This window comes from Microbacterium psychrotolerans (assembly GCF_031085295.1).
Classification (GTDB): Bacteria; Actinomycetota; Actinomycetes; order Actinomycetales; family Microbacteriaceae; genus Microbacterium; species Microbacterium psychrotolerans.
Window position 1 is genome coordinate 639,133 of record NZ_JAVFWO010000001.1, and the last position, 13,734, is coordinate 652,866.

At 71.0% G+C, this 13,734-nt stretch carries 12 protein-coding genes; 4 read left to right on the forward strand and 8 right to left on the reverse strand.

Annotation, left to right across the window (positions count from 1 at the left end):
• The first annotated feature begins 13 nt into the window (after positions 1 to 13).
• Positions 14 to 880: an AraC family transcriptional regulator gene (locus Q9R08_RS02740; protein ID WP_308866288.1), complete on the forward strand. Its 867-nt coding sequence runs from the start codon at positions 14 to 16 to the stop codon at positions 878 to 880.
• Between the two features lie 78 nt (positions 881 to 958).
• Complete coding sequence (locus tag Q9R08_RS02745) at positions 959 to 2,284, forward strand: FAD-dependent oxidoreductase (protein WP_308866289.1); 1,326 nt, start codon at positions 959 to 961, stop codon at positions 2,282 to 2,284.
• A gap of 25 nt (positions 2,285 to 2,309) precedes the next feature.
• Here Q9R08_RS02745 and mnhG read toward each other — a convergent pair whose 3' ends face one another.
• Genes mnhG through Q9R08_RS02775 form a run of 6 tightly spaced genes read right to left on the reverse strand, consistent with a single transcriptional unit; the run spans position 2,310 to position 8,592 of the window.
• The gene (gene mnhG, locus Q9R08_RS02750; RefSeq protein WP_308866290.1) at positions 2,310 to 2,666 is read right to left on the reverse strand and encodes a monovalent cation/H(+) antiporter subunit G; all 357 of its coding nucleotides are present in this window, start codon (positions 2,664 to 2,666) and stop codon (positions 2,310 to 2,312) included.
• Complete coding sequence (locus tag Q9R08_RS02755) at positions 2,663 to 2,929, reverse strand: MrpF/PhaF family protein (protein WP_308866291.1); 267 nt, start codon at positions 2,927 to 2,929, stop codon at positions 2,663 to 2,665. The genes mnhG and Q9R08_RS02755 overlap by 4 nt, the downstream gene beginning before the upstream one ends.
• On the reverse strand, positions 2,926 to 3,516 hold the full coding sequence (locus tag Q9R08_RS02760) for a Na+/H+ antiporter subunit E (RefSeq protein WP_308866292.1): 591 nt from the start codon (positions 3,514 to 3,516) through the stop codon (positions 2,926 to 2,928). Before Q9R08_RS02760 ends, Q9R08_RS02755 begins: the two co-directional genes overlap by 4 nt.
• On the reverse strand, positions 3,513 to 5,093 hold the full coding sequence (locus tag Q9R08_RS02765; protein WP_418001312.1) for a Na+/H+ antiporter subunit D: 1,581 nt from the start codon (positions 5,091 to 5,093) through the stop codon (positions 3,513 to 3,515). The genes Q9R08_RS02760 and Q9R08_RS02765 overlap by 4 nt, the downstream gene beginning before the upstream one ends.
• On the reverse strand, positions 5,093 to 5,659 hold the full coding sequence (locus tag Q9R08_RS02770) for a Na(+)/H(+) antiporter subunit C (protein ID WP_308866294.1): 567 nt from the start codon (positions 5,657 to 5,659) through the stop codon (positions 5,093 to 5,095). The genes Q9R08_RS02765 and Q9R08_RS02770 overlap by 1 nt, the downstream gene beginning before the upstream one ends.
• Entirely contained in the window at positions 5,656 to 8,592 is a 2,937-nt protein-coding gene (locus Q9R08_RS02775) for a Na+/H+ antiporter subunit A (protein ID WP_308866295.1), read from the reverse strand. The genes Q9R08_RS02770 and Q9R08_RS02775 overlap by 4 nt, the downstream gene beginning before the upstream one ends.
• 191 nt (positions 8,593 to 8,783) lie before the next feature.
• Here Q9R08_RS02775 and Q9R08_RS02780 point away from each other — a divergent pair, with 191 nt between their 5' ends.
• On the forward strand, positions 8,784 to 9,497 hold the full coding sequence (locus Q9R08_RS02780; protein WP_308866296.1) for a Pr6Pr family membrane protein: 714 nt from the start codon (positions 8,784 to 8,786) through the stop codon (positions 9,495 to 9,497).
• A gap of 37 nt (positions 9,498 to 9,534) precedes the next feature.
• Here Q9R08_RS02780 and Q9R08_RS02785 read toward each other — a convergent pair whose 3' ends face one another.
• A complete protein-coding gene (locus Q9R08_RS02785; RefSeq protein ID WP_308866297.1) occupies positions 9,535 to 10,602 on the reverse strand; it encodes a LacI family DNA-binding transcriptional regulator in 1,068 nt (355 codons plus the stop codon).
• Between the two features lie 103 nt (positions 10,603 to 10,705).
• Here Q9R08_RS02785 and Q9R08_RS02790 point away from each other — a divergent pair, with 103 nt between their 5' ends.
• Positions 10,706 to 11,938, forward strand: a complete 1,233-nt coding sequence (locus tag Q9R08_RS02790; protein WP_308866298.1) for an MFS transporter — start codon at positions 10,706 to 10,708, stop codon at positions 11,936 to 11,938.
• A 47-nt stretch (positions 11,939 to 11,985) separates the two neighbouring features.
• Here Q9R08_RS02790 and Q9R08_RS02795 read toward each other — a convergent pair whose 3' ends face one another.
• On the reverse strand, positions 11,986 to 13,599 hold the full coding sequence (locus Q9R08_RS02795; protein ID WP_308866299.1) for a chromosome partitioning protein: 1,614 nt from the start codon (positions 13,597 to 13,599) through the stop codon (positions 11,986 to 11,988).
• Positions 13,600 to 13,734: the final 135 nt, after the last annotated feature.

A 13,734-nucleotide genomic window follows, 5' to 3' on the forward strand; every position in this document is an offset into this window, starting at 1 on the left:
CGAAGGAGGAACCGTGATCGCGATTCTCAACCGGGTCGTCGGGTACGTCGAGGACCACCTCACCGAGGACATCGACGTCGCCGACCTGGCACTGAGTCTCGGCACCACCGAGTACCACATGCGCCGGATGTTCTCGTCGCTGGCCGGAATGCCGCTGTCGGAATACATCCGGCGGCGTCGGATGTCCGTCGCGGCGGCCGATGTCGTCGGCGGCGGTGACCTGCTCGGGATCGCGGTCCGCTACGGCTACGGCTCGACCGAGGCGTTCGGCCGAGCGTTCCGGGCGGTGCACGGCGTCGGTCCCGGCGACGTGCGCCGCGACGGCGGTCCCCTTCGCACACAACCGCAGCTCAGGTTCCGCCTGATCGTAGAAGGGAACACACCCATGGACACCCGCATCGCGGAACTCCCCGACATCCGACTCGTGGGCCACGCAGCCCGCGTGCCTCTGATCCACGAAGGGGTCAACCCGCACATCCAGGCGCACATCGCTTCGCTCCCCGCCGACGAGCACCTGCGCCTCAAGGCGCTGAGCAGCGCAGAGCCCGCCGGGCTGCTGCAGGTGAGCGCCGACCTCGACCCCGACTACACCGAGGGCAGCGAGCTGACCTACCTGCACGGCGTGGCCGTCGGCGAAGGCACGACCGTGCCCGACGACCTCGACGTGATCGAGGTGCCGGCCGGGAGCTGGGCGGTGTTCCGCACCTCCGGACCGTACCCGGCGGCCCTCCAGTCCACGTGGGCCGCCACCGCTGCCGACTGGTTCCCGTCCAACCCGTGGCGGCTGCGGCCGGGACCCTCGATCGTGGCCATCCTCGAGCGTGCCGACGACTTCAGCACGGCGACATCCGAGCTGTGGCTGCCGGTGGAACGCGCCTAGCCGTCCGCGGGCGCGGCGGTCGTACCCTGGGTTCGGACGGTGCTCGGCGGAGCACGAGGACTCGAGGAGGCGTCGAAGGTGAAGACCGGGAGCGGTGCTGAGACGGATGTCGACATGCCCGCCGATCCCGACGATCCCGACGCCGGTGGGTCGCCGCGCACGACGTGCGCCATCGTGGGCGGCGGCCCCGCGGGCCTCGTGCTCGGGCTCCTGCTGGCCCGCGCGGGGGTGACGGTCACGGTGCTGGAGAAGCACGCCGACTTCCTCCGCGACTTCCGCGGCGACACGGTCCATCCGACCACGCTCGGCCTGCTGGACGACCTCGGATTGTTCGACCGGTTCGACGCGCTGCCGCACTCGCGCATCAGCAGGGTCGTCCTGCCCGGGCCCGCCGGACAGGACGTGCAGATGGCGGACTTCTCGCGTCTGCGGGTGCGGCATCCGTATATCGCGATGGTGCCGCAATGGGACCTGCTGGACCTCATCGCGGATGCCGCCGCCGCCGAACCCTCGTTCACCCTGCGCACCGAGCACGAGGTGACCGGTGTCATCCGCGACGGCGAGCGGGTGGTCGGCGTGGAGTACTCGTCACCGGCGGGTGACGGCCGGCTCCTCGCCGACCTCACGGTCGCGTGCGACGGCCGCTGGTCGGCGGTCCGCCGGTCGCTCGGCCTTCCGGCGCGGCAGTTCCGGGTCGGGTTCGATGTCTGGTGGTACCGCGTGAACACCGCGGAGCCGCTCGGCGAGTCCCTGCTGCCCCGCATCGGCAGGGGCCGCGTCGCCATCGCGATCCCGCGCAGGGGCTACGTCCAGGTTGCGGCTCTCGGGCACAAGGGCACCGACGCCGCCGTCCGACGGCGGGGCATCGACGCTTTCCGCGCCGACACCGCGCAGCTCCTCCCCGAGCTCGCCGGCGACGTCGACGGCATCGCGTCGATGGACGACGTCAAGCACCTCGACGTGCGCCTCGACCGCCTGCGCCTGTGGCACGCGCCCGGTGTGCTGTGCATCGGCGACGCGGCCCACGCGATGTCGCCCGTCGGCGGAGTCGGCATCAACCTCGCCGTGCAGGATGCCGTCGCCGCCGCCCGCATCCTCGCCAACCCGTTGCGTCGCGGCACGTTCTGCGGCCCCGCTCGCGAGGGCGATCACGTGCTCGCGCGCGTGCAGCGCCGGCGCACACTGCCCACGATCCTGATCCAGGCGCTGCAGCGCTTCATCCACGCGCGCCTCATCATGCCGGCGCTCAGCAGCACGGGAGTCACACCGCCGCGTCGGCTGATCCGCCTCCTGCGCCGTCTGCCCGCACTGACGGTCATCCCCGCGTTCATCATCGGCGTCGGACCGCGCCCCGAGAGGGCGCCGACCTGGGCGCGCCGCCCCGGGGGCAGCGCCTCCGGCTGACAGCGCCGGGCCCCGGGCCTCGGCCTCAGCCGCCGGCGGCGGGCGGCGTGCGCTTGGACTCGGCGAGCTCGTCGACGTGGAGCCCGGTCTCGTCGATCGTGCCGTTGCGATACGCCTGACGCCCCACCATGTGCGCCGACAGCGGCGCCGTCGCGAGCTGGATGAGCACGATCGGCACGAGGAACGCCACCACCGGCCACGACCGCAGCGACAGCGCGATCGCGAGGCAGATCAGCATCAGGCCGAGAACCTGCGGCTTGGTCGCCGCGTGGAGACGGCTCGGCACATCGCGGAACCGCAGCACGCCGATCGCGGCGGTGAGGCACAGCAGTGCACCGATGAGGATCAGGACCAGGGCCGCGACATCCAGGATCTCGTTCATCGTCCCTGGTCCCTTCTCGCCACGAACCGCGCGATCGAGATGGATCCGAACACGCCGACCGCCGCGATGATCAGCAGCACCGGGAGCGTCCGCGTGTGGTGGTTGATCGCCATCTCGGCGCCCAGCACGCACATCACCTCGGTGAGGAGCACGTCGGACGCGACCGCTCGGTCGAGAATCGACGGGCCGATGACGATCCGCCACAGCGTCAGCAGTGCGGCCACGCCGAAGATCACGTAGATCGCGATCATCAGGACGTTCATCGCGCACCCCCTCGGGCAACGGGCTTCATGTCGCGGATCGCCTGCAGCTGCGCGCGCGAGCCGACCGCGCGCACGATGCGCTCCTCCCAGCTGTGCACGCTCGCCCGCTGCCGCTCGACGTCCGCGTCGTCACGCACGCCGATCACGTGAAGGTACAGGATGCGGCGGTCCCGATCGGTCTCGACGATCAGCGAGCCGGGGATGAGGGATGCCGTGACGCCGGTGTGCGTCATGATCAGGTCGTCGTCGGTACGCAGCTGCACGGCGATGATCGCGGTGCCGGGCTGCCGGCGGAAGTCGAGCACCTGCCACGCCACGATGAGCGAGCCGTGGATCACCGCCACGATGAACTCGAGCACGAACACGAGGCCCCACCAGAGGTTCACGCGTCCGGAGAGCTCGACGGGCGGCAGGCGGAAGATGCGCGTCACGACGACCGCCGCGATCAGGCCGGTGAGGAACGCGAGCCAGGTGAACTGCCCCCACAGCAGCATCCACAGTGCGATCAGCCAGACGAAGAACGGCAGCTGGCGCCAGGTGGCGATGGCGGCGCGGCGCAGCCGGTTCTGGGGCAGGTCGGGGCTCACTGCGCCTTCTCCGATCCCTGCACGTCGTCCTGCAGCTGCGTGAGCGACACCGGCTGGAGGAGCGCCTCGCCGATGCGGGTGCACACCTCGTACAGCGGTCCGGCGAAGATCGTCAGGGCGACCGTGATGGCGACCATTCCGGTCGTGGCGGCCGTCATGATCTTCGGGATGACGCGTCGCTCGGTCTCGACGCCCGCCGCCGGCGCCGCCCCGAGGTACGAGATGCGGGCCTCGGTCTCGGCCGAGTCCTCGTCCTCGCGCCAGAACGACAGGTTCCACGCCCGCATGAGCGCGTACAGCGTGAGCAGGCTCGTCAGGATGCCGCCGACCATCAGCACCATCATGATCGGCGTGCCGACCTGGGCCGCGGCGTCGAACAGCGCGAACTTGCCGATGAAGCCGGAGAACGGCGGCAGCCCGCCGAGGTTGACGGCGGGGATGAAGTAGAGGACGGCGATCACCGGCGCCGCCTTCATGAGTCCCTTCACGCGCAGGATCGAGGTCGATCCCGCGCGGCGCTCCACCAGTCCCACGGCGAGGAACAGCGTCGTCTGCACCACGATGTGGTGGATCATGTAGTAGATCGTCGCCCCGATGGCGGCCGGCGTCGCGATCGCGAGCCCGAAGATCATGTAGCCGATGTGACTGACGAGCGTGAACGACAGGATGCGCTTCAGCTCCGCCTGCGCGACCGCGCCGAGCACGCCGACGATCATCGTCGCCAGCGCCACCCATATGAGCAGCTGATTCACGTCGTTGTAGAGGAACAGCTCGGTCTCTGTGCGGATGATCGCGTACACGCCGACCTTCGTCAGCAGGCCCGCGAACACCGCGGTCACCGGCGCCGGCGCGGTCGGGTACGAGTCGGGCAGCCAGAACGACAGCGGGAACACGGCGGCCTTGATGCTGAAGGCCAGCAGCAGCATGAGGTGCAGGATCAGCTGCGTCTCCTGCGGCAGCTCGCCCATCCGCTCCGAGATCTGCACCATGTTCACGGTGCCCAGCGCGCCGTAGATCATCGCGATCGCGGCCAGGAACAGGATCGACGACACCAGCGACACCACGATGTACACGACGCCGGTGCGGATCCGCGACTCCGTCGAGCCCAGCGTGATGAGCACGTACGACGCCACGAGCAGGATCTCGAAGCCGACGTAGAGGTTGAACAGGTCGCCCGCGATGAACGCGTTGAAGATGCCCGCACCCAGGATCAGGTACGACGGGTGGAAGATCGAGACCGGCGTGTCGTCGTCGCCGTCGGCCGCGCCCTGGCCGATCGAGAAGAGGAGCACCGCGAGCAGCACGATGCTCGAGACCACGACCAGCAGCGCCGACAAACGGTCGACGTACAGCACGATGCCGAACGGGATGGGCCAGCCGCCCACCGACACCGCGATCGGCTGGTCGCCGACGTCGACGACGTAGAGCAGGATCGCGGCGATGACGAGCACCGCGGTGAGCGTCACCACGGAGACCGCGACCTGCGTCTTGCGGTGCCGGCCGGCGATGAGGGCGATGGCGGCGCCGAGGAGGGGCAGGGTCACGAGCAGCGGGACCAGCGCGGGGGCGATCTGCATCATGTGTCATCACCCCGCTCCCGATCGTCGCCGCGACCGCGCGGGTTCTGTTCGGGACGGTCGACCGGGGCGTCGTCGCGGAGGCCGGCGAAATCGCGTGTGCCGAGGATCGTGATCGGAGCAGTGTCGGTGCCGACGAAGTCGGTCGTGGCGTCGTCGTCCGTGTGCTCGATCTCGGTCTCCTCGTCCATCGTGTCCTCGTCCTCGGGGCCGCGCTCGCGCACCTCGAGGTCTGCGACGTCGTCGACCACCGTGTCGGCCTGGCCGAGCTGCCAGGATCGGTAGATGAGTGCGAGGAGGAACGCCGAGACGGCGAACGTGATGACGATGGCCGTGAGCGTGAGGGCCTGCGGGAGCGGGTCCGACATCTCTTCGACGGATGCCGCCGCCCCGAAGAACGGCGCGACACCGGGGGCGCCCATCACGATGAGCAGGAGCAGGTTGGTCGCGTTGCCCAGCAGCAGGAACCCGATCAGGACGCGGGTGAGGCTGCGTTCGAGCATGGCGTACACGCCGCACGCGAAGAGGACCGCCATCACGATGATGAGGATGAGCGAGACGTTCACGAGACGCTCACCCCCTGCTGCTCGCGCAACTCCTGCGCCTGGCGGTCGACTTCGGCGCCGAGGCTGCGCAGGACGTCGAGCACCAGCCCGATGACGACGAGGTAGACGCCCACGTCGAAGATGGTCGAGGTCACGAACTCGACGTGGCCGAGCACCGGCAGCGTGGTCTCGAAGAAGAAGCTCGACAGCGGCGGGTAGCCGAAGAACACCGGCACCACGGCGCACGCCACCGCGATGGTCATGCCCGCGCCGAGCAGGCGTCCGGCGTCGGTGGGCGCGGCGGCACCCAGCTCGTAGCGACCGCCTGCGACATAGCGCATGACGAGCGCCATGCCAGCGACGAGGCCGCCGGCGAAGCCGCCGCCCGGGAGGTTGTGGCCCGCGAACAGCAGGTACAGCGACACGATGACGATCGTGTGGAACAGGATCCGCACGATCACCTCGAGCATGATCGAGCGGTTCTCGGGGCGCACGCGCTGGCCGCCGACCAGCCACGCCATGCGCCCGCTGCCGCGCTCGTCGCCCCGCTGCTTGAGGCCGTCCGACGTCTCGACGAGCGGGCGGCGTGCCCGGGTCGCACCCGAGGGCAGCGGTGCGATGAACCGCGACAGTGTGTCGGCACGGTGGGTGACGAAGACGAGGGAGGCCACGCCCGTCGCCGCGAGGATGAGCACCGAGAGCTCGCCCATCGTGTCCCACCCGCGGAGGTCGACCAGGGCCACGTTGACCACGTTCTTGCCGTGACCGAGCTGATAGGCCAGCTCGGGGAAGCGCTCCGAGATCGGCTTCTCGACGCGCGCCCCGGTCGCCACGATGGCGACGAGGGCCATGGTGATGCCGACCGCGGCGCCCAGCACGGCGCGCGCGACGGGCCAGACCGAGGCGTTGTGCTCGCCCAGCCGCGACGGGATGCGCCGCAGCACGAGCGCGAAGGCGACCAGCGTGACGGTCTCGACGAGGATCTGCGTGAGGGCGAGGTCGGGCGCCCCGCTCGTCGCGAAGAGCAGGACCATCCCGAGTCCTGTCACCGAGACGAGGACGACCCCGGTGTAGCGCTTGCGGGCGCGGATCGCGATGAGGCCCGCCGCGATCATGAGCGGCGCGACGAACAGCTGTGTCGGTGTCTGGAAGGCCTCGAGCTGGGCGCGCCACTCGTCGCTCGCGATCAGCGCGGTGCCCTCGGCGGCGACGAAGACCACGAAGATCGTGCCGACGTACACGGGCAACGAACCGCGCTGGGTGAGGCTGGTGGTCAGGACGGAGAGGCGTGCGATGCCGCGAAGCGCGCCGTTGTACGCCTCGGCCGCCGTGAACGGCAGCAGCCGGGTGACCGGGCGCCAGCCGCGGGTCGCCCAGAAGACGAGGACGCCCACCGCGATGGAGGCGAGCGAGATCCACAGCGCGGCCTCGAAGCCGTGCCAGACGGCGAGATGCGCGGGGTGTTCGGGAGCCGTCACGCCGATGGTGGCCGCAGGCGCCTCATCGGCGTACGGCGTGAAGGCCTTGTCGAGCCACGGCGACGCGACACCGGCGATCACGGTGAGGCCGGCGAGCACGATCGGCGCGACGAGGAAGCCGATCGGCGGGTCGGGCCATTCCGTGTCGGGCATACGGTCGCCGCTCGGCTGACGCTTGGTCGCGAACGCGCCCCAGACGAAGCGGATGCCGTACCCCGCGGTCAGCACCGACCCCAGCGTGATGCCCACCAGGGCGACGGTTCCCCACACCGCTCCGCCGAGCGCCTCGTGCAGGAGGGCGGCGAGCGCGCCCTCCTTCGCGACGAACCCGATGGTGGGGATGATGCCGACCATCGAGGCGACCGCGATGATCGAGAACGTGGCCAGCACGGGCGCCTGACGGCCGACCCCGGACAGCTCGGTCAAGTCGCGCGTGGAGAGCTGGCGGTCGATGACGCCCACCACCAGGAACAGCGCCGACTTGAAGAGCGCGTGACTCAGCAGCAGTGCGAGGCCGGCGAGGGCGGCATCCCGCGTTCCATAGCCGAGCACCACGGTCAGCATGCCGAGCTGGCTCACCGTGCCGAACGCGAGCACGCGCTTGAGGTCGGTCTCGCGCAGCGCCTGGAAGCCGCCCAGCACCATCGTGAAGACGCCGAGGCCGACCACGATCGGGCGCCACGTCGGCGCGATGGCGAAGACCGGCGCGAGGCGGGCGATGAGGTAGATGCCGGCCTTCACCATCGCCGCGGCGTGCAGGTAGGCGCTGACCGGGGTGGGCGCCGCCATGGCACCGGGGAGCCAGAAGTGGAACGGGAAGATGGCCGACTTGCTGAGCGCGCCGACGAGGATCAGCACGAGCGCGGCGTCGACGATCGGCCCGGAGGGCGCCTCGGCGAGGATCGTGGAGATGCTCGAGGTGCCGGCGTCCACGACGAGCAGCACGACGCCGATCAGCATGACCAGTCCGCCGAGCGTGGTGACCAGGAGCGCCTGGAGTGCGGCACGGCGGCTCGCCGCGCGCTTGTTGTAGTACCCGATGAGGAGGTACGACAGCACGCTCGTGACCTCCCAGAACATCACCAGCACGACGAGGTCGTCGGTGAGCACGAGACCGTACATCGCGCCGGCGAATGCGAGGAGAACGGCGGCGAACTGGCCGAGGTTCTCCTTCTTTCCGCGGAAGTACCAGCGGCAGTAGATCATCACGAGCGCGCCGACACCCGTCACCACCAGCGTCATGAGCCACGACAGCGTGTCCATGCGCATCGAGAGGTCGATGCCGAGCGAAGGGATCCAGGCGTATGTCTCGAACGGAATGTCGCCGGCGATGATGCGCGGTGTGAGCACCACGGCGTAGACGAAGCCCGCCAGGGGAAGAAGCGCGGCGACGTAGAATGCGCGTGCGCCGATGCGCGCCACGAGCCACGGCAGCAGGATCGGAACGACCGCGAACGCGCCGAGCACGAGGAGCATTCGGGCCTCCTCGTGGTCGTCGGTCGGCGCAGGTCGTCGAAGAACAGCGCGGAGCCAAGGCGATCGGGGTGTCTGGATCATCCTACCGGTCGCATCGGGGACGGGCTGCGCGACGCGGCGCGACGGTGACCGCCGTGGACGCCGGCGGTCGCTAGCATGTGCGCGGGCGCATATGACCGGGGGGCCATGCCATGACCGCGACGACCGCGACTTCCGAGACGACTGAACTGCGCGTGCGCGTGGCGCGGATCTGGTACCTGGCCATCGCCGTGGTCGTGGTGTTCTCGCTGGTGATCCAGCTCGTCCTGATCTTCACCGGCGGCCAGGACGCCAATTCCGGGACCAACGCGACCGGGCCGACCGGCACGCGACTGGTACGGCTCTTCAGCTTCTTCACCATCCAGAGCAATCTGTTCGTGCTCGGGACGTCGATCGCGCTCGCGCTCGACGTCTTACGCGACGGCAGGCTGTGGCGCGTGCTGCGGTTCGACGCGCTGCTCGGCATCATCATCACCGGCCTCGTCTACGAGACGATCCTCGCGCCACTGGTCCACCTCGAGGGGTGGGCGCTCGTCGCGACCATCGGGTTCCACTACATCTCACCGTGGGCCACGCTCATCGGCTGGCTCCTGTTCGGTCCGCGGCCTCGGGCGACGTGGGCGACGACGGCGCTCGCGTTCGTCTGGCCGCTGCTCTGGATCGTCTACACGTTCGTGCACGGCGCCGTGACCGGCTGGTACCCCTATCCGTTCCTCGACGTGGACACGATCGGGTTCGCCGACTCGGTGCGCAATTCCGCGATCGTGCTGGCCATCGGCGTCGTGATCGCCGTCATCCTGACGGTGCTCGACCACCGGCTGCCGTCACTCGTGCGAGACGGCCGCAGGCTCGCGCCTCCCGCTTAGCGCTTCGTCATGCGGCGCTCGCTCAGCGGCCGGCGGGTCAGGCGTCTGCCGGCGCCGGGCCGGTGGTGTTGCCCTCGCGGAACGTGCACGTGAAGCGGATCGAGGCGGCCGGCGCGCCTTCCAGCATCGCCGCGACAGCGGCGCCCGCCGCCCTGCCCTTGTCGGCCGCAGGCTGCACGAGCGTCGTGAGCTCGTAGGGGGCGAGACCGTCGACCACGATGCCGTCGAAGCCGGTGACGCTCACGTCTTCGGGAACCCGCAGGCCCGCCTCCTCGGCGGCACGGATCACGCCCGCGGCGAGCAGGTCGCTCTGGGCGATCACCGCCGTCGGGCGACGGTCCGGGTCGGCGAAGATCTCGCGGCCGGCCGCGTGGCCCTCGTCGATGAAGCTGCCGGCGGCGGCGAAGGTCGCGGCATCCGGGAACACGTCCAGCGCCCCGGCGAGGCGCTCGCGGGTGACGTCGACGGCGATCGCGGTGTCGTCGTGGATCCAGCCCCGCTCCCACCCGGCGCGGGCGGGAAGGGCGACGATCGCGACGCGGCGGTGGCCGAGGGCACGGAGGTGGCTGGCCGCCTGGCGCTGCGCCTCGCGGTTGTCGAGGCCGATGCGGGGCACGTCGTCTCCGGCATCGCCTTCGATGACGACGACCGGGATGCCGCGCGCCTTCACGGTCTCGAGCGACTCGCGCAGCAGCCCGCTGCAGCCGATCAGCACGGCCGCGTCGAGGGGCGCGGTGGTGAGCGAGGGGCCGCTGCCGGTGGGCTCATGGTCGCGCAGGAGGAGAAGTCCCGCGCCGATCGGCGTGACGGCGTCGGCGAGGCCGTCCATCATCAGCGTCTTCACGGGGTCGAGGAAGGCCGTGCGCAGGTGCTCCTCGAAGACCACGCCGACGATGCCCGAGCGCCCACGGCGCAGCGACGCGGCGCGGGGGTCGGGACCGGTGTAACCGAGCGCCGCGGCGGCGTCGAGGACCCTCCGGCGGGTGGCTTCCGACACCGGAGTCTTGCCACTGAACACCACCGAGGCGGTCGACGGAGAGACGCCGGCCTCACGGGCGACGTCCGAGATCGTGGCCCGGCGGGTACCGGCATCCTGACGGCTCATGTCGTGATGATCGTAGCCCGTCGAAGGCCACCGGGCCGAATCGATTCGAGGCGGGCCTTCCCGGCGATTCAGCGCTACCGAATCGATTCGGTACAGTGTCCGGATGGATACCGTGCTCACCCGGACGCAACTGGTCGCCTGGCGCACCGCGATCTTCGTCGTCTTCTTCGCGACCGGTCTGGGCTTCGCCACGTGGGCCGCACGCGTACCCTCCGTGAAGGCGAACCTCGGGATCAACGACTTCGAGGTCGGCCTGCTGCTGTTCGCGTCGGGCGCCGCCTCGATCCTCGGACTCTCGCTCGCCAACGTCGTGCTGGCGCGCTGGGGCGCGCGCCGCGGACTGCTGATGGGTCTCGCGACCTTCGCGATCGGCATCGTGCTCGTCGGCTTCGGCGCCGACATCACGGCATCCTTCGCCCTCACCGCCACCGGGCTCGCCGTGATGGGACTCGGCATGGGCGCGACCGACGTGATGATGAACGTCGAGGGCGCGGCGATCGAGCAGGCGAGCGGCAAGACGATCATGCCGCTGTTCCACGCCCTGTTCAGCCTGGGCACGGTGGCCGGCGCCGGGGTCGGCGTGGCGATGGCGGCGTGGCAGGTGGGCGTCGCCCCCCACCTCTGGATCGTGGGCTGCCTCGTCGTGGTCGGCGGCGCCGTCGCCGTGACCTTCGTGCCGCGACGAGAGGTGAACGAAGACCCGACCGACGCCGCCGACACCCCCTCCCGCCGCGAGAAGTTCGCAGCCGCGATCGCCGTGTGGCGCGACCCGCGCACGTACGCGATCGGCGCGATCATGCTCGGCATGGCGTTCGCCGAGGGCGGCGCCAACGACTGGCTGCCGCTCAGCGTCGTCGACGGCCACGGCGGCACCGAAGCGCAGGGCGCGATCGCGCTGACCGTTTTCTCGGTGGCGATGACGGCGGTGCGTGCGCTCGGCGGCCCGCTGGTCGACCGCTTCGGACGCGTGTGGACGCTCCGCATCCTCGCGATCCTCGCGGGCGGCGGCCTGGTGATCTTCATCCTCGCGCCCTCGATGCCGATCGCGCTGATCGGCGTCGCCCTGTGGGGCATGGGCGCGTCCCTCGGCTTCCCGCTGGGCATGTCGGCCGCGGCCGACGACCCGAAGAAGGCTGCGGCATCCGTCTCGGCCGCCGCCACGATCGGCTACGTCGCGTTCCTCTGCGGCCCGCCCATCCTCGGCTGGATCAGCCACCAGATCGGGCTGCTGCCGACCCTGTGGATCCTCGTGGCGCTCATCGCCCTCTCGGGCTTCGCCTCGGGTGCGGCCAAGCCGATCGCGGGCTCGCAGGTCGGCGCCGGCCACCACCACTAGGGCGTGACCACGCCGGGGCATCCGGAGATGTCGCGGCGCGTGTCAGCTCAGAGGCGATCCGCCACGGTGGCCGCGACCGTCAGCCACGCGTCGCGGGTCTCGGGCGCCAGCGCGTCGAAGTCGATGGGGCCGCCGTCGACGAGGGACGGATCGAATGGCGCGTTGACGACCGCCGAGGTCACCTGCTCGAAGTGACGCGAGAGGCGTGCCTCGAGCCGGCGGTCGGGGCGCGACGACGGTGCGGTGAGCACGGTGACCGCGTCATCGATCTTGTCGCCGAAGCCCTTCTCGCGGAGCCCGTCGAGCAGCCACGCGGCACTGGCGGCGGTGTCTTCGCGCACGGTGGAGACGATCACGAGCTGGTCGGCAGCGGCGACCGACGCCACCCAGTTCGAGGCCCGCATGTTGTTGCCCGTGTCGACGATCATCAGCCGGTAGTAGCGACGCAGGAGAGAGTGGAGCCGATCGAACGCGGCCGAGTCGATCGTCGAAGATGCGGCGGCATCCTCGTCCGACGCCAGCACGTCGAAGCGGGCATCGACCTGCGTGCGCACGTACGTGTCGAGCGCGGCGAGGCTGGAGCCGCTGGGGTTCCAGAACTCGTCGATGTCCGCGAGGAGGTCGACGGCGGTGCGGTGGTGCGGGGCGTTCTGCGCGCGCCAGCCGAGCGTGCCGCGGGTCTCGTTGTTGTCCCACGCGAGCGTCGCACCGCCGCGCACCGTCCCGAAGGTGGCGGCCAGCAGCAGCGTGCTGGTGGTCTTGTGCGCGCCGCCCTTCGGGTTGAGGACCACGATCGTCCGCGGCGCATCGAGTCGGCGCTGCACGCGCTTCTGGCGATCGAGCCGGTCGCGCTCGGCACGGCCGGGGGCCGGCGAGACGAGACCGCCGGTGGCCCGCCGCACGGCTCCCTGCCACCCCGACGTCGCGCGGGTCCGGCTGGTGCCGCCGCGCGAGTCGAGCAGGTCCTGGACCGTCGGCTTTCCCGGGTCGCCACGGTCGGCGACGGTCGCGGGCGTCTCGCGCGGCTCTGGGAGCGGCAGCGTCGCCGGATCGCGCCGCTGCGGGGGGACGGATGCCGCCGCCTCGCGCCGCTCCGCCGCGGCGGGCACGGCGGACGTGGCGGGCACGGCGGACGTGGCGGGCACAGCCGGTGCGGCGGGTGAGGCGGGCACAGCGGGCATGGCCGGTGCGGGCGGCGCTGCCGACACCGCGGGCATCGGGGGAACCGACGCGGTCGCGGGCACCGGCGGGACCGCGGACACCGGAGCGGGCGTCGACACCGGCGGGACCGCGGACGCCGGAGCGGGCGTCGACACCGGAGGAGCTGTGACGGATGCCGGCGCGGGCGCCGCCGGAGCAGGCGCCGTGGCGGCTGCTGCCGGCGCCGGTGCGGGCACGGGGTCGGCGGTGGCGGCATCCAGCGACTCCGCCCAAGTGCCGTCGGGGTGCACGACCAGCGGCCAGCTCGACGATCCCTCGACGAGGGTCGCGTGCGCGGGCTCGCCCGTCGAGGCTGCCAGCTGCCGGATCTCCTCGACGACGCGGTCGCGCAGGGCCAGGCTGTCGGGTGCGACGACCTCCTCTACATCGGTGCCGACGTGCAGTTCGGCGGTGGTGCTCGTCAGAAAGTGGACGGTCGCATCGGGGCGGCGTGAATTCATCGGTTCTCCTCCGCGGCGGCGGCTTCAGACGCCGGCCGCGGCAGAGGGCGGCGGCCGGTCAGGGCAGGCGAGTGGGCCGGCGAGAGCCCATCGGAGGGCGAGCGTGGGCCTCTGCCACGCATTCGCCGTGAATGT